Annotated in this window: 18 protein-coding genes; 9 read left to right on the top strand and 9 right to left on the bottom strand. The window is 73.5% G+C overall.

Annotated features, from left to right (window positions below; translation table 11 throughout):
- Window positions 1-41: 41 nt before the first annotated feature.
- Genes ARTHRO9V_RS14820 through ARTHRO9V_RS14790 form a run of 7 tightly spaced genes read right to left on the bottom strand, consistent with a single transcriptional unit; the run spans window position 42 to window position 5,450 of the window.
- Window positions 42-524, bottom strand: coding sequence for a hypothetical protein (locus ARTHRO9V_RS14820; protein WP_159828353.1), 483 nt, complete (start codon window positions 522-524; stop codon window positions 42-44).
- On the bottom strand, window positions 514-2,955 hold the full coding sequence (locus ARTHRO9V_RS14815; RefSeq protein WP_159828350.1) for a DNA/RNA non-specific endonuclease: 2,442 nt from the start codon (window positions 2,953-2,955) through the stop codon (window positions 514-516). The genes ARTHRO9V_RS14820 and ARTHRO9V_RS14815 overlap by 11 nt, the downstream gene beginning before the upstream one ends.
- Complete coding sequence (locus ARTHRO9V_RS14810; RefSeq protein ID WP_055975732.1) at window positions 2,955-3,311, bottom strand: DUF6507 family protein; 357 nt, start codon at window positions 3,309-3,311, stop codon at window positions 2,955-2,957. Before ARTHRO9V_RS14810 ends, ARTHRO9V_RS14815 begins: the two co-directional genes overlap by 1 nt.
- Window positions 3,308-3,697, bottom strand: coding sequence for a hypothetical protein (locus ARTHRO9V_RS14805; protein ID WP_056228040.1), 390 nt, complete (start codon window positions 3,695-3,697; stop codon window positions 3,308-3,310). The genes ARTHRO9V_RS14810 and ARTHRO9V_RS14805 overlap by 4 nt, the downstream gene beginning before the upstream one ends.
- Window positions 3,687-4,778 carry a DUF6177 family protein gene (locus tag ARTHRO9V_RS14800; protein ID WP_159828347.1) on the bottom strand — a complete coding sequence of 364 codons (1,092 nt, stop codon included), beginning with the start codon at window positions 4,776-4,778 and terminating at the stop codon, window positions 3,687-3,689. Before ARTHRO9V_RS14800 ends, ARTHRO9V_RS14805 begins: the two co-directional genes overlap by 11 nt.
- Before the next feature lie 9 nt (window positions 4,779-4,787).
- Window positions 4,788-5,096, bottom strand: coding sequence for a pore-forming ESAT-6 family protein (locus ARTHRO9V_RS14795; protein WP_043595262.1), 309 nt, complete (start codon window positions 5,094-5,096; stop codon window positions 4,788-4,790).
- A 12-nt stretch (window positions 5,097-5,108) separates the two neighbouring features.
- Entirely contained in the window at window positions 5,109-5,450 is a 342-nt protein-coding gene (locus ARTHRO9V_RS14790; protein WP_307785006.1) for a WXG100 family type VII secretion target, read from the bottom strand.
- Window positions 5,451-5,806: 356 nt separating this feature from the next.
- Between ARTHRO9V_RS14790 and ARTHRO9V_RS14785 the strand changes: the two genes are divergently transcribed.
- From ARTHRO9V_RS14785 to ARTHRO9V_RS14760, 6 genes are read left to right on the top strand one after another with little or no spacing between them, the layout of a single operon-like run.
- Window positions 5,807-6,730, top strand: coding sequence for an FHA domain-containing protein (locus tag ARTHRO9V_RS14785; RefSeq protein ID WP_159828344.1), 924 nt, complete (start codon window positions 5,807-5,809; stop codon window positions 6,728-6,730).
- On the top strand, window positions 6,727-7,056 hold the full coding sequence (locus ARTHRO9V_RS14780; RefSeq protein WP_055975719.1) for a hypothetical protein: 330 nt from the start codon (window positions 6,727-6,729) through the stop codon (window positions 7,054-7,056). The genes ARTHRO9V_RS14785 and ARTHRO9V_RS14780 overlap by 4 nt, the downstream gene beginning before the upstream one ends.
- Window positions 7,053-8,375, top strand: coding sequence for an EsaB/YukD family protein (locus tag ARTHRO9V_RS14775; protein ID WP_159828341.1), 1,323 nt, complete (start codon window positions 7,053-7,055; stop codon window positions 8,373-8,375). Before ARTHRO9V_RS14780 ends, ARTHRO9V_RS14775 begins: the two co-directional genes overlap by 4 nt.
- A complete protein-coding gene (locus ARTHRO9V_RS14770) occupies window positions 8,372-9,358 on the top strand; it encodes a hypothetical protein (RefSeq protein ID WP_159828338.1) in 987 nt (328 codons plus the stop codon). Before ARTHRO9V_RS14775 ends, ARTHRO9V_RS14770 begins: the two co-directional genes overlap by 4 nt.
- Window positions 9,355-13,302, top strand: coding sequence for a type VII secretion protein EccCa (gene eccCa / locus ARTHRO9V_RS14765; protein WP_159828335.1), 3,948 nt, complete (start codon window positions 9,355-9,357; stop codon window positions 13,300-13,302). The genes ARTHRO9V_RS14770 and eccCa overlap by 4 nt, the downstream gene beginning before the upstream one ends.
- A complete protein-coding gene (locus ARTHRO9V_RS14760; protein WP_056044171.1) occupies window positions 13,299-13,880 on the top strand; it encodes a hypothetical protein in 582 nt (193 codons plus the stop codon). Before eccCa ends, ARTHRO9V_RS14760 begins: the two co-directional genes overlap by 4 nt.
- A gap of 105 nt (window positions 13,881-13,985) precedes the next feature.
- Here ARTHRO9V_RS14760 and ARTHRO9V_RS14755 read toward each other — a convergent pair whose 3' ends face one another.
- Window positions 13,986-14,669, bottom strand: a complete 684-nt coding sequence (locus ARTHRO9V_RS14755) for an SOS response-associated peptidase (RefSeq protein WP_159828332.1) — start codon at window positions 14,667-14,669, stop codon at window positions 13,986-13,988.
- A 94-nt stretch (window positions 14,670-14,763) separates the two neighbouring features.
- Between ARTHRO9V_RS14755 and ARTHRO9V_RS14750 the strand changes: the two genes are divergently transcribed.
- The 3 genes from ARTHRO9V_RS14750 to crcB are packed head-to-tail and all read left to right on the top strand — an operon-like array spanning window position 14,764 to window position 16,107.
- A complete protein-coding gene (locus tag ARTHRO9V_RS14750; RefSeq protein WP_056229464.1) occupies window positions 14,764-15,282 on the top strand; it encodes a universal stress protein in 519 nt (172 codons plus the stop codon).
- Window positions 15,283-15,295: 13 nt separating this feature from the next.
- On the top strand, window positions 15,296-15,733 hold the full coding sequence (locus ARTHRO9V_RS14745) for a CrcB family protein (RefSeq protein WP_159828329.1): 438 nt from the start codon (window positions 15,296-15,298) through the stop codon (window positions 15,731-15,733).
- On the top strand, window positions 15,730-16,107 hold the full coding sequence (gene crcB / locus ARTHRO9V_RS14740) for a fluoride efflux transporter CrcB (RefSeq protein ID WP_159828326.1): 378 nt from the start codon (window positions 15,730-15,732) through the stop codon (window positions 16,105-16,107). Before ARTHRO9V_RS14745 ends, crcB begins: the two co-directional genes overlap by 4 nt.
- A 113-nt stretch (window positions 16,108-16,220) precedes the next feature.
- On the opposite strand, the gene ARTHRO9V_RS14735 is transcribed toward crcB, so the two are convergent.
- Entirely contained in the window at window positions 16,221-17,135 is a 915-nt protein-coding gene (locus ARTHRO9V_RS14735; RefSeq protein ID WP_159828323.1) for a cation diffusion facilitator family transporter, read from the bottom strand.
- Window positions 17,136-17,253 lie beyond the last annotated feature (118 nt).

The following is a 17,253-nucleotide window of genomic DNA, read 5'->3' as shown; positions in this document are numbered from 1 at the left end:
ACGTGACTCCAGCCCTGTTGCGCGAGTCCATGTCTCGACTCTCAGACGGGACCCTCGTCACGGCCGACGAGGTCGTGCCGGGTGGGCGCACCCGCGAGGATCGCGGCGAGCCACTCGGGCGTGTTCTCGGCAGTCCGGGGAAAATCCTCGAAGTCGGCACGATATTCCTCGGCACCGAAGTGACCTAGTTCGGGTTCGTTGTCGTAGTCGTACTGTGCGCTGAGTTTTCCGGCGGCCGTCACGGTGAAGACGGCGGTGAACCACGTGCCTGCCCCTGGCTTGTACATCAGGCGCCTCAGTCGACGAGCCGCTTCGAACGTGCGTCGCGCGGGAGCAGCCGACTCCTGGGAGCCGTCGGCTGCGAAGAGCAACGTCTCGCCGGCCATCACACCCCGAGCCATGCTTGTCTGCATGCGGATGCGGTCGGAACCCGAAGGAATCAGTGCAAGGAGCTGCGAACCCAGTTCTCTCAGTGCATCACGTTCTGCTTCGAGACCCGACTCCACCTTGTCGTCACCGGACATTGTCGTAGAACTCCTGTCGTAGCGGTTGACCGTGAGCCTGGATCTTGACTTGGACACCGGTCGGGACTGTGTTCGTGCCCTCGTACTCCGGAAGCACTTTGAGGTCGGCGGCGCCTCCGTCGGACGCGGTCAGGGCTTGCCGGAGTTCGCGTTCGAGGTTACCGAAGGAGTGGCCCCGGCCGCGATTGACCTCTCGGAGCATCGGCACGATGTTGATCTTCTCGCCGCCGCCGCCGAACATGTTGGCCAGGAGGTGGCCTCCCTCGTACCCGACACCGCCCTCCTTGCCGATGCGCTTCTGCACCGACTCGGACCGGTCGGCATCGCCGAGTTGGAGGTCGTCGAACTCGGCGAGCACCGTGCGGCTGGCGTGGTCCGTGACGTAGACGTGCTTGCCACCGACGACGTAGGTCGTGTCCGCGGCGGGCTGCATGAGGTCGTAGTTCAGGTTGCCCTTGCCGCCGTACTCGGTCTCGACGTGGACGATGCGACCTGTCGCGTCGGTCGAGAACACACCCCGGCCAGGCACCGTGTACGCCGTGTCCGGGGCGAGGACCTGACCGTGGGCGAACGGCTTCTCCTTCGTCGGCAGGTCGGAGCCCGAGACCGTCACGTGGTGCTCGACGGCCGGTGTGGCGTGCGGCGTCGGTTCGGTCGGGGTGGGCGTCCGGTCAGGGCCCGACAGGTCGAGCTCCCCGATGTCCGTGTCATGGCCGCCACCGGCTGACCGGTCAGGGGTTGCACCCGCGCCGTCGACGGGACCGTCGGCCCGACCGGGCTCGTCCGTCCCAGGGCCGTCCGCGTGACCTGCTTCGCTCGTCCCAGGGCCGTCGGCCCGACCTGCATCGCTCGATCCGGCACCGTCGGCCCGACCGGCATCGCCCGCTCCGCCTCCATCGCCACGTTCGAGCAGCGTCGTGCCGCCCGACCCGGGGTCGGCGGCGCGGGCGGCACCGGCAGCGGGGTCGGAGCCGGTGCCACCACCCGCGTGGGCGGACGCGTCGGCGTGCGTGGGGGACGCGGCACGCGCCTCCTCGGCTGCTCGACCGAGGTCGCCGTAGTCGGCGAAGTCCTCGAGCTTCGACAGCGAGCCGAAGTCGACCTCCTCGCCCGCCTTGAGGGCGCCGGTCAGGCCCTCGAACTCGACGTCGGTCATGCGGTCGAGCGCCGTCATCGTGTCGGACAGACCGTCGAGGTCGTCGAGTTTCGACAGGCCGCCGGCGTGGTCGCCGAACTCGGCGACGAGGTCCTCGACCCGCGACAGGCCCTTCGGCAGGTGCGACGCGTCCTCCGCTACCTCGGCCAGTCGACCGGTGAGGGTCGCCGCCCGGGCCGCGCCCGACCCGACCTTGAGGCCCGCTCCGACCTGGCCCGCGCCCGGGATGAAGAACGAGGCGACGTTCGCCACCGCGAAGGTGCCGGCCGCGACCGGGTCCTCTTCCCACTGCTCGGGCGTGCCGACGATTCCGCCGACCATGCCGTCCATCGTCTGCTTGTAGTTGTCGCGCAGGCCGCGCAGCGACTCGGGGACGGCCGAGTCGGGCAGGTTCGCGAGGGCGGGCGCCACCGGGAAGGCCACCGTGATGGCGAGGGCGCCGAGACCGGTCAGCATGCCGGTCCACGCCTCGCCGGCGAACGACCAGTCGTGCTTCCAGCCGTTCGCGGCGTCGAAGCCGACGAGCGACACGGTGCCCTCGACGAAGCTGGTGCCGAACTCGACGAGTCCGTCGCCGACCGACTCCTGGCACGACCGCTCGCCCTTGCCCTGGGCACCCCACGGGTTGTCCTCGGCGAGGTCGAGCTGCTCACCCGTCACGGCGGTCTGCGGAGCCACGCAGAGGTCGTCACGCAGGGCGTTGACGCCGTTCTCGAACTCGACCCGGGCCGCGTCGATCTTCGCGATCTCGGCGTTGTACTGCGACTGCAGCTCGTTGTTGCGCTCGACCGACGGTGTGTGCTCGTTCCACGGGATGGTCGTCTCGCCCTGGCCCTCGGGCACGATCGGCACCCCGCCGCCGCTCATCTGGCTGGCCTGGAAGAGCGGGTTGTCGGGGTCGTAGAAGTCGAGGGTCACGCCGCCGGCCACCGACGCGCGGAAGGCGTTCGCCTCGGTCACGAGCTCTTTGATGCGCGCGACCGGTGCCGTGACCGACTCGGCGAGCGTCTCGAGGAGGTCGGCCACCGTCGAGAGCTTGCCGGCGACGGCCTCGGCGTCGGTGCGCACCGGGTCCATCGAGGCGAACAACTGCGGCCCCTCGGGTGCGGTGTACGACGCGGACAGCCCCGACCAGTCGGTCATCACGGCCTCGGCGTTCGTCGTGACCGCGGTCGACGTGGTCTTGTAGCCCGCCGCCGCCGACGCGATCGACTCGGGCACGATGTCGAGACCGTAGAACTCGGACGGTGCGATCAGCGACCCCTTCGTGGCCATCAGCGACCCCCCTCGAAGAAGCTGAGGTCGCCCGACTCGGCGGCCTGCACGGCGGCGGCCTGCGTCTGCGCGGCCATCTCCTCGTCGCCGTTCACGTAGGCCAGCGTCGCGTCACCCGCCCCGGTCGCGCAGGCGAGGATGCGCGCGTTGATGCCCTGCACGCGGTTCGTCTCGGACGAGATCAGGTCGACGACGGCCACGGCCGACGACACGAGGATGTCGCTGCCCACGCCGGCGTTCAGCTCGGTCTGGGCCGTCTCGACGCCGGTGAAGGTCGCCGCGAACGTCTCGGCCGAGCCCTGCACCTTGGTCAGGACGCTCACCACGCCGTCGGTCTGGATGCTCCACGAGCTCATCGGTCGTCTCCTGTCGTCACGAGGGTGCCCTGCACGTCGTCGGCCAGGCGCCGGGCCAGCGCCTGGGTGAGAGGCCCGTCGAAGGGGCCGTAGGCCTCCGTCCACCAGCGGTCGGTGGCGGGGTGGTCGTTCGGTCGGCCCGCGGGGTGGTCCTGGGACGCCGGGTCGGTCACCCGCAGGCCGAGGCCGCGCCGCGCCTCCCGGGGGTCCTCGAGCTGTGTGCTGCGCAGCACGGCCAGGACCAGGCCCTCGCCGGACGCGATCTGGATGCCGCCGCCCTGCCAGAGGCGCCCGGCACCGAGGCCGCCGTCGACGGCCGCGGCCGCGGTCACGACCTCGACGGCCGTCACGGGCTCGGCCGAGAGGATCACGAACTCACGGGGCACGGCGCACCGCCGGGGGGAGGAGGGCGTCGGCGACGACACCCGGGCCGATCGCGTCGAGGGCCGCCGCGAAGCGCTGCCACCGGGTCGCGTCGGCACCGAACGGCACGACGAGCGAGGGGGTGCGGGCGTTGCCGGTCGTGGTCCCGCCGTGCTCGGCGGCGAAGGAGGCCGCGTCGAGCCCCAGGCGCCGCACGGCCCGCGCGCCGACCACCGCGGCGAGGGGCTGCGGCGTCGTCGGCCGGTAGGGCGTGATGGTCGCGTCGGCCGCGCCCCGCAGGCTCCACGCCGTCGCCAGCAGCACCTGCTGCTTCTCGGACAGGCTGCGCAGAGCCGAGGAGGCGCGGGTCGCGTCGTCGCCGCCGGTCGCCTCGGGCAGCGCGAACAGCAGCCGGGTCTCCTCGGTCAGTCCGGTCTCGCTGCGCGCGATGCGGATCGTGCCGGTCCAGACCGTGCCGTCGGGTGCGGAGCCGGCGACGTGCACCCGGGAGTCCCGCGGCATGCGGGCCCGGGCCAGGGCCGTGATGCGACCGCGGTCCCAGACGGTGGCGGGGGGTTCGGAGGTGCCCCACACGGTGGGCGCGACGCCCGCGACGGCGGTGACCAGCGCCTCCGTCGTGGTGCCGGTCAGGGCCTCGGCCCTCGCCGCGTGGTGCACGGCCACGGAGAACTGCAGCCACGGACGCGTCGTCTCGACCGCCGGCTGGGGCAGGAGGGCGAACTCGTCGGCGGGCGCGGTCGCCCGCGCCGATCCGTCGACCGGGTCGCCGAGGGGATCGAGCAGGGCCTCGTCGTACGACGCCACCCGGGCACCGCCGATGGCGTGGCGCAGGTGGCCGTCGGCGTCCCGCACCAGCCAGGCCCCGGCGACGAGGCGCAGGGCCTGGTAGAGCGCCCAGCTGAGCCGGGCGTCGTCGTGGGTGACGACGACGACGCGGACGCCGGCGCGGGTCGCGTCGGTGAGCAGGGCCTGCCGCCCCGAGGTCAGGCCGACGACGGGGGCGGTGCTGATCGTCGCGATCCACCCCGGCCCACTCGCGTCGGCGAGCGGGTGGGGGAGGGTCGTCGCCCGTGAGTCGCTCACGGGCCGTGCCTAGATGCCGTCGACGGCGGCCTTGGCCCGCTGCATGGCGGTCTGGGCCGACTCGTCGTTCGACGCGAGCGACTGGCGGAGCGTGTTGATGATCGTGCGCACCTCGGTGGCGACGCGGTTCCAGCGCTGCTCCTTGCCTGCGTACTCCTCGCTGGAGCCGTCGGCCTGGTAGTCCGCCATGGCGGTCTTGACGTCGGAGTCGCGCTGCGTGATGAGCGCCTCGAGGCGGCTGGCGACGGCGTTGAAGTTGTCCTGGGCGTTGCCCGAGGCTCCGAGGTCGAAGTCGCGGCGGTCGGTTGCGTTGGCCATGGTCGTTCCCCCTTATGCGCGCGATCCGCCGAAGCGGGCGCTCTCGAATCCGGCACCGGACTGGGCCGAGGTGGTCTCGTCGGCGATCTGCTGCTCACCCTCGACGAAGGCACGGTTCTGGCCCGTGATGCCGGTCAGCACCGAGGACAGGGCGGCGTTGAGCTCGACGGAGATGCCGTCGACCTCGCCCTTGAAGCGGTCGAAGGCGGCGCGGCCGGCTCCGTTGAAGCGGCCTTCGAGCGGCGCGGCCGCGTCGGCGAGCTGGCGGACGAGCGCGCCGAGGTCGTCGCCGGCCCCGCTCGTCTTCTGGCTCAGTTGCGTGAGGGTCTCGCTCCCCATGGCGAACTTCATCATGTCGTTCTCCCCTTGCTTCGATCTGATGGCGACCCGTCACGGGTCGACTCATGAGGAAATCACGATTCCGTCTCGATCGCCACCCGTCTGCGGGGTACATGTCGGGGGACCGAGGCGGGGGACGGGTGGGTGACGGCCCCGGAACGGGTGTCTCACCGGGGGACGTGGGGTCGGCTAGCCTGGGGCCGATCGTGCGCTCCGGGGACGCGGGCGGTCGCTCCTCGTCGGTCTCGACGACCTGGTCCGGCACCCCGCAGGCGAGAGGCGGAACCGTGGGCGCACTGGTCGGCGCGCGAAGCTGCGGACGCTGCGGACAACCGCTCGGTGCGGGCGCGACCTGGTGCTTCTGGTGCGGTGTGCGGATCGTCTCGGCGGCGACCGGCAGCGCCATCGGCACCTACTCGGGACTGCTCGCGGGCGTGCAGACGGCGACCCCGTCGAGGCGTCGCGGTGCGGTCGCCATCGACTGGGGCGTCCCCCTCGTCCTGTTCGGCGTCCTCGTCGTCGGCGTGGCCACGGGCGCCTCGTCCGCCACGGCCGGCGGAGCGCTCGTCCCCGCGCCCGTCGAGGTCGCGGTGGTGGTGGTCGCCCTGGCCTTCGTGCTGCTCGACGTGGTGCTCTACGTGCGCGGAGGGCGCTCGGTGGGCCGGTTGGTCCTGTCCCTCCGCACCGTGGACGACCTGACCGGTCGCCCGCCGGCCGTGCTGAGGGTCGACCGCCGCGGACGCTTCAGCATCCGTCGGCAGGCGGTGACGGTCGACCTCCGGCGTGGCCGGGATCCCATGACGTCGTCGCCCCCGCTTGTGCAGAGGCCGGCCCTGCCCGCCGCGGCCTCCGCCCCGCTACCGCTCCACCCGACCGACCCGCTCGACGCCGCGGGACGACCCGACGAGAACACCTTCGGGCGCACGGGCCAGGGCCGACCCACGACCACCGCGCCGTCGATCGTCCTCGAGCTCGACAGCGGCGAACGCCTCGACCTCGAGTCGACCCTGCTGATCGGCCGCGCCCCGGTCAACCGCGAGGGCGAGGAGCACCCGGTCTTCGCCTGGGCGGACCTCGCCCGCAGCCTCACCAAGACCCACGCCCTCTTCGCGTGGGAGGGGGCCGTGCTGTGGGTGACCGACCTCGGGTCGACGAACGGGTCCTCGCTCGTCGCGCCCGACGGGACGCGGCAGCCGCTCGTGGCGGGCCTGCGCGGGCCGGCCGCACCGGGATACGTCGTCGAGCTCGGCGAACGGACCCTCACCGTCCAACCGTCCGGGGTGGTGGACGCATGAGCGGGGACCGCGACGTCGTCCTGCTCGAGACCGTCAAGACGCACCGCGCCCGCCTGGTCTCGGCCCTCCTGTTCGGCGAACTCGACGAGCGTCGGCTCGTCAACGACAACGTCCGTCGGCTGATCGTCAGCCTGGTCATCGCTGCGGTCGCCTGCGCGGGCTGCGCCGGCACGTCCTTCGTGCTCTCGGTGCTGGCCGACCAGCGCGCGACCCAGTCGCAGACCACCGGAGGGTCAGGAGGCGCGGTGCCGGTCACCGGCTCGCCGTCGCCCTCTCCCGCGTCGACCGACGTCCCCGACCCCACCCCCACGACGGAGCCCCGATGACCGACTACACCCGGCTGACCATCGTCGGCACGGCGCGCAAGGCCGAGATGGTCGTGCCCGCCGACGAGCCGATCGGTGGTCTGATCCCGCGCCTCATGGAGCTCCTCGACGAGCGTCCCGGTGCCGTGTCGCGCCCGCTGACCCTCGTCCGCTCGACGGGGGAGCAGCTCGACACCTCTCTGTCGGTCGCCGAACAGCGCATCGTCGACGGCGAGCTGCTCCGGCTGCTGCGCGAGGACGCCGCGCCCCCGCCGCCCGAGGTCGCGGACGTCACCGACGTGCTCGCCGAATCGCTCGCCAGCCGACCGGGCCTGTGGACGCGACGGTCGCGGACGGCGACGGCGGCCGTCGCGATCGGCCTGCTCTCGCTGGCGCTTTCGACGATGCTGGCCAGGGCGTCCGACGTCGAGCCCGTCGGCACGCTCGCGACCGTCTACGGCTTGGCGGTCGTGGTCGCCCTCGTCTCCGGTCGTTTCGGCGGCCGCTGGCTCGCCGTCTCCGCGACCTCGGTCGCCCTGGGGTGCGCGGCCCCCTTGGCGGTCGTGCTCGGGGCCGTCCCGGCCCTCGAGCTGCCGCCGGTCGACGTGGCGCTCGCCGTGATCGTGCTCGCCTGGGTCGCGCTGGCGCTCGGAGCGGGCGCCGGTCTCGGCTCCCGGTCGGCGTGGTGGGGCGGCGTCCTCGGCGTCGTGCTCGGGGCCGTGCCGATCGTGCTGCGGTCCCTCGGCGTCCAGGACGCGGGGGCCGTCGGCGTCGGCGCCGTGCTCGCCGTCGTCGTCTGCGGCCTGCTGCCCTGGTTCGCCATGAGCGCCTCCGGCCTGACCGGTCTCGACGACCAGGTGGTCGACGGACGTCGGGGTCGCCGTGACGAGGTGCTGCTGACGGTCGGCGACGCCTACCGCACCCTGACCTGGTCGACCTTCGCGGTGGCGGGGCCCGTGGCCGTCACGGCCGTCTCGTCCGTCGGGTCGGCCGATCTCTGGCAGGTCGGTCTCGGGGTCGCCGTGGTGCTCGTCGTCGCGGCCCGCACCCGGGCCCTGCCGATCGCCGCCCAGGGCTGGGTGCTCTGGGCCGCCGCCCTGATCGGCCTGCTCGGGGGCCTGCTCGTCCAACCGCTCGCTCCCGGGTGGCTCGTGGTCGTCCTGTTCGCGGCCGGGGTCGTGGTCGCGGTCGTGGCCGGCGGCGTCGACCCGGTCGCCCACCAACGCGCCTCGCTGCGCCGCGTGGGCAACGCCGTCGAGGCCCTCGGCGTCGTGGCCCTGCTCCCCGTCCTGCTCGGGGTGTTCGGCGTCTACGCCGACCTGCTCGGGGCCTTCTCGTGAGCGCCTTCGACGCGTTCGTCCGGTCGGCGCCGCTGGCCCTGCTCGGCAGCGTGAGCGCCCGGGTGCACGAGGTGACGACGGTCGACGAGATCGTCCGGCGGCCGCTGCCGGTGTCGCGCCGCATCGGCTTCGTGCAGGCACGGGGCGGAGCCGGGGCGAGCGCGACCGCCGGTTACGTCGCCGCCCTGCTCGCCCGTCGCCGTCCCGGGCTCGTCCTCGGTGTGGACGCGTCGCGCGGCCCCCGCGGCATGCTGTGGCAGGCCGGCGCGCCGGTCGGTTCGAGCGCGGCACCGAGCTCGCGGAGGCGCACGGCACACCGGTCGGTCGACGCCGTCGACGGTCTGCCCCGCACGCCCTCCGGCCTCTACGCTCTCTCGCTCGACCCCCGGGGCGAGTCCCGTGCCGTGGCCGCCGCGGCGGGCTGGTTCGACGAGGTCACCCCGATCAGCCGTTTCTTCGACCTCGTCGTGACCGACTGGGGAGTGCGCGACTGGCGTGCCGACCTCACCGACGTGGTGTCGGCCAGCCGGACGGTGTGCATCGTGGCCCGCGCCGATCGCCACGCCGCCGAGGAGGCCGCGGCCCTCGTGCCCGCGATCAAGGACCACCCCGACCGGCCCGACGTGGTCATCGCCCTGGTCGACGTCGGCGACGCCGGTCGCGCGGCCCCCGTCACGGTCGGCGACGACCCCACCGTGCCCGTCGTGCGCGTGCCCTACGACGCGGCCCGTTCCGGGGGTCGGCCGGTGTCGAGCGCCGCACTGGGCACGCGCACCCGCATCGCCTACGCCCGCCTCGCCGCCGCCCTGCTGCCCCCCGACGCCCCGTCGGTCCCGAGGGGAGCCCCGCCCGTCGGGGATCCCGGCCCGGCCCCGTCCGCGGCCGATCCCGGCCCGTCGGAACGTCGCCCCTCGGAACGCCGCCAGGCCCGCGGGCGGGACGCCCGCCCGGCGATCGCCGACGACCAGGAGGCGCGACGATGACCGTCAAGCTCGTCCACCGGCCCACGCGCATCACGCGACCCGTCCAGCCCGCCGAGCACGAGGACATCACGCCACCACCCCAGCTGGCCGACGGCAAGGTCGGCGGCGTGCCCGTGCAGGCCCTGCTCCCCGTCGTGGGCGCCCTCTCGAGCGTCGTGATGATCGTCGTCTACCGCGGCAGTTCGAACCCGCTCTTTCTGCTGGTCGGCGCCGTGCTGCTCATCGTCGCCCTGGTCGGCGGCCTCGCGGTCACCCTCAGCCAGCGGGGCAACGCGGCGCGGCAGCGGCGCCTGCAGCGCGAGCGTTACCTCGACTTCCTCGAGCGCCTGCGCTCCCGGATGCGCACGAAGGCCCGGGCCGTCCGGGCGACGGCGGCCGTGCTCGACCCCGAACCCGCCGCCCTGCTCGAGCTGGTGCGCGACCCCGCGCGACTCTGGGAACGCCGCCGCCAGCACGACGACTTCCTCTCGGTGCGGATCGGCGAGGGCGACCTGACCTGGTTCCCGATGTCCGTCCCCGAGGACCCGAACCCCGTGCAGCCGTTCGACCCGATCATGGCCAGCGAGGCCGAGTCCGTGGTCGAGCACCTCTCGACCGTGCGGGGCATGCCCATCACGGTCGACCTCGACCGAGCCGGATCGGTCGCCGTGCTGGGCGACCGCGAGTCCGCGCTGCGGGTCGCCCGCTCGATGATCCTGCAGCTCGCCGCCCTGCACTCGCCTGACGACGTGCACCTGGCCGCGGCGTTCCCCGAGAGCGCGGCCGACGACTGGCGCGGATTCGACCTCGTCCCGCACGCCGTGGACGACTCGTTGTACGACGGACCGGTGCCGGCGCGACGGGTCGCGACCAGCGCCTCCTCGTTGCTCTCGGTCATCGGCGGCGAACTGGGCGACCGGGCACAAGAGGCCGCCACGACGAAGCGCTCGATCGGCACCACGGCGCGCACCGAGGGATCGCGCCTCGTCGTCTTCGTCGACGACTGGGGGCACGTCGCCTCGAGCATCCCGGTGCCCGACGCCGACCTCTCGCTGACCGACCTCGGCGTGACCACCGTCCACCTGCTGAGCGACCGCCTGCACGAGCCGTCCGACGTCACGCTGCGCATCACCGTCGAGGGCGACGAGGCGGTCGTGACGGACGCCCGCGTCGAGGACGACGGCCAGGTCCGCGTGCAGACGGCGACGATCGACGCCACGACCCCGCAGCTGTTCGAGGCCGTCGCCCGCACGCTCACCCCCCTCCGGCTCAGCCTGAGCAGGCAGGACGAGGTCGACTCGGCCCAGGCCGTCGAGATCACCGACCTGCTCGGCATCGACGACGTGACGACGCTGACGCCGGCGACCGCGTGGACGCCGCGCTCGCCGCGGGACTTCCTGCGCGTGCCGATCGGCATCGACGACTTCGGGGCGCCGGTCCTGCTCGACCTCAAGGAGTCCGCGCAACTCGGCATGGGCCCGCACGGCATCTGCATCGGCGCGACCGGTTCGGGCAAGAGCGAGCTGCTGCGCACGCTCGTGCTCGGCCTCGCCCTGTCGCACTCGCCCGACGACCTCAGCATGGTCCTCGTCGACTACAAAGGAGGCGCGGCGTTCGCTCCGTTCGCGGGGTTGCCGCACGTCGCCGGGCTGATCGACAACCTGGCCGACGACGCGCAGCTCACCGAACGTGCCCGGGTCAGCATCCAGGGCGAGGTCGTCCGGCGTCAGGAGCAGCTGCGCGACGCCGGGGGCGCGTCGTCCATCAGCCACTACCGCGAGATGCGCGTCGGTCGCCCGGAGCTGCCGCCGATGCCGCACCTGTTCGTCGTCATCGACGAGTTCGGCGAGCTGCTCACGGCGGAGCCCGAGTTCGTCGACCTGCTGCTCACCATCGGTCGCATCGGGCGGTCGATCGGCGTGCACCTGCTGCTCTCGAGCCAGCGCATCGAGGCGGGCAAGCTGCGGGGCCTCGACACCTACCTCTCGTACCGGATCGGCCTGCGGACCTTCTCCGAGGCCGAGAGCTCGATCGTGCTCGACCGGCCGGACGCGTTCCACCTCCCCGCGGTCCCGGGGTTCGGCTTCCTCAAGGTCGACACCTCGGTGTACCGGAGGTTCCGCGCGGGTTACGTGTCGGGCCCCCTGCCGACCGAGGCCGCCCGCTCGCTGGCGGGCGACGACGTGCGGCCGACCGCGCTCCTGCTGCCGACCTTCAACGGCATCGCGGGCGGCGACGACGACGGCGGCGAGGACGAGCTCTCGCGGCCCGACGTCGGTCGCGCCGTCATCGACGAGGCCGTCGACCGCCTGATGGGCGGCGGCACGGACGTCGACCCGGTCTGGTTGCCACCCCTGCCCGACCGGCTCGCGCTCTCGCGGGTGGTCGGAGCGGACCAGGCCGGCGGCCTGCGGGTGCCGATGGGACTGCTCGACGACCCGGCGCGGCAGCGGCAGGACCCGTGGCTGCTCGACCTCGCCCGGGCCGGTGGGCACGTCGCCGTGATCGGGGCGCCGCAGACCGGACGCAGCACGTTCCTCCGCACCCTCGTCGCCTCGCTGGCCCTGACCCACACCCCGCAGGAGGTCGGCATCTACGGCATGGACCTCACGGGCGGGGGGCTTGGCCGGATCGAGGGGTTCCCGCACGTCGGCGGCGTGGCCACGCGGGCGAGCAAGGACCGCCTCCTGCGCCTGCTCGAAGAACTGGCGGCCATGCTGACGACCCGGGAGCGCGTGTTCCGCGACCACGGCATCGACTCGCTGGCCATGCTGCGTCGATTGCACGCCGCGGGCGAGGTGCCCGAGCTGATCTCGGCCGACGTGGTCCTCGTCGTCGACGGCACCGGCCAGCTGCGTGGGGACTTCGCCGAGCTCGAGACGGCGTTCGGCGACCTGCTGCTGCGCGGCGGCAGCTACGGACTGCACGTCGTGCTCGGGATGACCCGGTGGAACGAACTGCGGATGGCGCAGCAACCGCTGGTCGGCACCCGGGTCGAGTTGCACCTGAACGATCCCGCGGACTCGGTGATCGGTCGCAAGCTGGCCCAGACCATCCGGGCCGACCAGGCCGGTCGAGCCCTGACCGACGACAACCTGTTCGCGCAGGTGGCGCTGCCGGTGCTGGACGACACGGACGACGACGAGGTCGGCGACGCCCTCGAGGCCCTCGCCCGCCGGTCGGCGTCGAGCTGGAACGGCCCCGCGGCGGCACCGATCCGCCTCCTGCCCACCGAGCTCTCGCCGGACGAGCTGCCCGACGCGCTGGACGAGCCCGAGGCGATCCCGTTCGGCCTGCGGCAGGACACGATGCAGCCGGTCGCCCTCGATCCGGGTGCCGACCAGCACCTGCTCGTGTTCGGCGACTCGAAGGCCGGCAAGTCGACCCTGCTGCGCGGACTGGTCCGCGGCTTCGTCGACCGGGCGACCCCGGACGAGCTCGTCGTGGCCCTGATGGACCTCCGCGGCGACCTGGTCGCCGAGGTGCCGGACGACTACCTCGGCGGTCATGCCTCGACCAGCACGGACGCCCGCGCGCTCGCCGTCGCCGTGGCCGACGAGCTCGCCAAGCGCCAGGCCGGCGACCGCGACGCCGGTCCGCGCATCGTCGTGGTGATCGACGACTACGACATCGTCGCCTCGGGGGGCACCGAGCCCCTCAAGCCGCTGCTGCCCTTCCTGCCCTCGGCCCGCGACCTCCGGCTGCACGTGTTGATCAGCAGGCCGGTCGCCGGCTCGGCGCGGGCGCTCTACGACCCGGCGCTGCAGACGCTGCGCGACACGGGTGGGTCGTCGTTCATCATGTCGGGCGAACGCAGCGAGGGACCGATCGTGCCGCAGGTCTACGCCGAGCAGATGACCGCCGGTCGAGGCCGCCTGGTCCGTCGCGGCCAGGCGCCGCGCATCGTCCAGGTGGCCCGGTTCGAGGCCGACGGACGAGCCGACGTCGCCGGAGCGGGCTCGTGACCGGCCGGACGGTCGTCGTCGCGGGCGTCGCCGGGGGCGTCGGGACCACGACGGTCACGGCCCTGCTCTTCACCCAGCTCTCGGGGGAGTCGGTGCCCCGGCTGATCGACCACTCGGGCGGGGACCTCGGGACCCGGCTGACCGGGGGCGACGACGCGCCGCGGGTCGACCACGAGCTGACCCTGCACGACCTCGGCGCCCACGCCGACGGCGCACTCCTCGACCTGCTCGACGACGCGAGCGTCTTCGGGGTCGTCGTGGCCCCGACGACCCCGGTCGGCTTCGCCGACGCCCAACGGGTCCTCGCCCGCATCCGCGAGCGGCACGGGGTCGGCGGCCTGCGCCGGGTGATGCTCGTGGTCGTCGGCGTCTTCGGCGAGCATCGGACCACGCGCTCGAGCGAGGCGCTGCAGAACGAGTTCGGCCGTCGATCGCTCGTCGTCGTCCCGCGCGACCCCGCCCTCGCGGCGGGCGGGCGCGTTCCGCTCAACCGGCTGACGCGGGAGTCCCGACGGGCCCAGGGCGAACTCGTGTCGTACCTGCGCGAACGCCTGGCGAGCCACCGCGACGCGCGCTGAGGCGCCGGTCCGCGCCTCCGGCCGGGACGCGAGTCGCGCCTCCGGCCGGGACGCGAGTCGCGCCTCCGGCCGGGACGCGAGCCGTGCCTCCTCGTCCGAGGGGCGTCAGCGCAGGGGCTCGACGAGGTGAGGGCCGTTGTTGCGGACGTTGTTCGCGTCGCGGCTCACCTCGTGCTGCACGAGGTCGTGGGCGACCTCGAACGAGTCCCGGTCGAGCAGCGAGAGCAGCTCGTCGGCGTCGAGGCCGTCGCCCAGCCAGTCGTCGTACGAGTCGGGGGTGAGGCAGGCCGGCATCCGGTCGTGCACCTCGCCCGGTGCCACGTGGGCGTCGCGCGTGATGATCGTCGTCGAGAGCACCCAACGGTCGGGGTCGTCCTCGTCCTTCGCGGGATCGGGCCACGCGGTGACGAGGCCGGCCATGGCGAGCCCCGCGTCGGGCTGGTGCACGTAGTGCGGCTGCTTGCCGGTCTCGGTCACGACCCACTCGTAGTACCCCTGTGCGGGGACGATGCACCGGCTGCTCGCGAACGCCCGGCGGAACATGCCGCTGGTCGCCACGGTCTCGATGCGGGCGTTGATCGGCTGCGGACGCTTCTTCAGGTCGGGGTACCACGACGGCACGAACCCCCACCGGGCACCGGGCAGCTGCCTCTCGCCGTGCCGCTCCCGGACGACCGGCACGACGGTCGTCGGCGCGACGTTGAAGTCGTCGGGCAGGGGCCCCAGGCCGTCGAGCAGGCTCGGCAGCAGATCGGACGTGGCCCGGGCAACGACGTAGCGACCGCACATGCCGACAGTCTGCTCTTCCGCGGAGGGGCGTGTCGGTGGTTCACTGTGGCCGTGGCGCCGCGTGGGACGGCGACACGGTGAGAGGGTGGTGACCATGTCCGACGAGCAGAACCCCGCGCGCGGCTTCGTCGTCGCGGGCGTCGTGCCCAACTCGGGCGAGGCCGTCGTGGCGACCGCGGCCGACCTGGCGGCACGGTACGGCACCGGTCTGCTCTGCGTCTCGGTCGAGCCCGACCGGCTCGCCTTCGCCGAGGGCATCGACGGCACCGTCCTGTCGTACCCCCTCGACCCCGACGACTACACCGAGACGCTGTCCTTCGACGCCGACCTGGAGGCGCGGCTGCGGCCGGTCGCCTCGGCTCGCGGCGTCGAGCTGCGCACCTCGATCGTCGCCGGCGACCCCGCCCGGTGCCTGTCGCACCTGGCCGAGCAGCTCGACGCCCCGCTGATCGTCGTCGGCAGCCGCGAGGCCGGCCTGCGGGGCAGCGTCCGAGAGTTCTTCGCCGGCTCGGTCGCCCTGCACCTCAGCCACCGTCAGCACCGGCCGGTCGTCGTCGTGCCGCTCGCCCCCGTCCCCCGCAGCCAGACGCTGCCGTGGGAGGACGAACTGTGACGCGAGGCCGCCGGTGACGGGTGCCGCGCGCCCTCGTGCCCCGCACCTCCGTCCGTCCCTGATCGCCCTCGTCGCGCTGGGCGGTGCCCTCGGGACGGCCGCACGGGTCGGGATCACGCTCGTGGTGCCGTCGTGGGGGGCGTTCGACACGGCGATCTTCGCGATCAACGTGGTCGGGGCGTTCGTGCTCGGCGTCCTGCTCGAGCGGCTGCTGCGCTCCGGGCCCGACGAGGGCGGGCGTCGCCGGCTCCGACTGCTCGTGGGGACGGGCGTCCTCGGCGGGTTCACGACCTACAGCTCGCTCGCGACCGAGACCGCGGCGCTCGCCGGGGCGGGCGGGGGCGACCTCGCCGTCGCCGTGCTCTACGGGCTGCTGAGCCTGGTGCTCGGGGTGCTCGCCGCCGCGGCCGGCATCCGGGTCGGCGCACGTCTCGCGGGGCGCGCCTCGTGAGCCCGTTGCTCGTCGTCGCCGTCGCGGTGGCCGGCGGGGTCGGTGCCGCCACCCGGTTCGTCGTCGACGGGCTCGTCAAGGACCGCCTCGGCTCCGCCTACCCGTGGGGCACGACCGTCATCAACGTGTCGGGCTCGTTCGCGCTGGGGCTGCTGACCGGCCTGGCCCTGCAGGCGGTCGTCACGCCCGAGTGGAAGGCCGTGCTCGGCACCGGGCTGCTCGGCGGGTACACGACGTTCAGCACCGCGAGCGTCGAGACGGTGCGACTGCTGGCGGCCGGACGACGCGGGGCCGCGGTCGCGAACGGCCTCGGCATGCTCGTCGCGTGCGTGGGCGTCGCCTCCCTCGGGCTGTGGCTCGGCTCGCTCGCCTGACGGGCTCGTCGCCCGGGCCTCAGGCGCGCCGAGTGGGCAGATCTCGTCCTTCCGCGGCTGGTGAGGGACCCGTTCTGCCCACTCGACCCGCGCCTCCGGGGGGAGGGGCCCGGTCAGGCGTGCGTCTCGCGCTCGTGCCCGGCGTGGTCGGCCGGCTCGAGCTGGAACGTCGCGTGCTCGACCGAGAAGTGGGCGGCGAGGCACCGGTCGAGGGCGTCCAGGGTCTCGTCGACCTTCATGTCGCAGAACACCTCGCGTTCGACGACGACGTGCGCCGAGAAGACGGTCGCCCCGCTGGTGATCTGCCAGGCGTGGACGTCGTGTGCCGAGACGACGCCCGGGGTGTCGCCGATGTGCGTGCGGACCGACTCGAGGTCGATGTCGCCCGGAGCCGAGCCGAACAGCACCCGGATCGCCTCGCGCAGCAGCGACCAGGCCCTCGGCACGATCATCGCCGCGATGATCAGCGACCCGACCGAATCGGCCTGCGTGAAGCCCGTGGTCAGCACGACGACGGCGGCCACGACGACGGCCGCCGAGCCGAGCAGGTCGCCGAGCACCTCGAGGTAGGCGCCGCGCATGTTGATCGAGTGCGTCGCCCCGCCCCGCAGCACGAGCAGTGCCGCGACGTTCGTCGCCCCGCCGACCAGGCCGACGACCAGCATCGGCAGCCCGAGCACCTCGTGCCCGTCGACCGCCACGAGACGGGAGACGGCGGCGACGGCGACCGAGAGCGACACGGCGAGCAGCACGAGGCCGTTGACGAAGGCGGCGAAGACCTCGGCCCGGCGGTAGCCGTAGGTCTGTCGGCCGCTCGCGGGTCGGGCGGCGACGATCGTGGCCACGAGGGCGATGACCAACCCGGCCAGGTCGGAGAGCATGTGCCCCGAGTCGGCCAACAGCGCCAGAGAGCCCGAGAGCCAGGCGCCGACCAGCTGGGCGACGAGACCGAGGGCGATGATCGCGATCGCGAGGCGGAGCCGTCGTCCGTCGGCGGCGACGTGTCCGTGTCCGTGGTCGTGGCCCATGGGCGCCTCTCGTCGGGATGAGGGTCGGGGGTGGCGGATCGGGGTGGGTATCCGTCCGGCGGATCGGCCCGGCGGGTCGGTCCGCCGGCGTTCCGGGCCGGCGTCGAATCTACCGGCG

This window comes from Frigoribacterium sp. 9N (genome assembly GCF_902506305.1).
In the GTDB taxonomy this organism is placed as follows: domain Bacteria; phylum Actinomycetota; class Actinomycetes; order Actinomycetales; family Microbacteriaceae; genus Frigoribacterium.
Note: the sequence above shows the minus strand (reverse complement) of the source record. Positions and strands in the feature narration are given on the sequence as shown.

Coding starts and splice junctions, on each gene's coding strand:
- ARTHRO9V_RS14820 (WP_159828353.1), bottom strand. CDS start 524: ATGTCCGGTGACGACAAGGTGGAGTCGGGTCTCGAAGCAGAACGTGAT.
- ARTHRO9V_RS14815 (WP_159828350.1), bottom strand. CDS start 2,955: ATGGCCACGAAGGGGTCGCTGATCGCACCGTCCGAGTTCTACGGTCTC.
- ARTHRO9V_RS14810 (WP_055975732.1), bottom strand. CDS start 3,311: ATGAGCTCGTGGAGCATCCAGACCGACGGCGTGGTGAGCGTCCTGACC.
- ARTHRO9V_RS14795 (WP_043595262.1), bottom strand. CDS start 5,096: ATGGCCAACGCAACCGACCGCCGCGACTTCGACCTCGGAGCCTCGGGC.
- ARTHRO9V_RS14790 (WP_307785006.1), bottom strand. CDS start 5,450: ATGATGAAGTTCGCCATGGGGAGCGAGACCCTCACGCAACTGAGCCAG.
- ARTHRO9V_RS14780 (WP_055975719.1), top strand. CDS start 6,727: ATGAGCGGGGACCGCGACGTCGTCCTGCTCGAGACCGTCAAGACGCAC.
- ARTHRO9V_RS14775 (WP_159828341.1), top strand. CDS start 7,053: ATGACCGACTACACCCGGCTGACCATCGTCGGCACGGCGCGCAAGGCC.
- eccCa (WP_159828335.1), top strand. CDS start 9,355: ATGACCGTCAAGCTCGTCCACCGGCCCACGCGCATCACGCGACCCGTC.
- ARTHRO9V_RS14755 (WP_159828332.1), bottom strand. CDS start 14,669: ATGTGCGGTCGCTACGTCGTTGCCCGGGCCACGTCCGATCTGCTGCCG.
- ARTHRO9V_RS14750 (WP_056229464.1), top strand. CDS start 14,764: ATGTCCGACGAGCAGAACCCCGCGCGCGGCTTCGTCGTCGCGGGCGTC.
- ARTHRO9V_RS14735 (WP_159828323.1), bottom strand. CDS start 17,135: ATGGGCCACGACCACGGACACGGACACGTCGCCGCCGACGGACGACGG.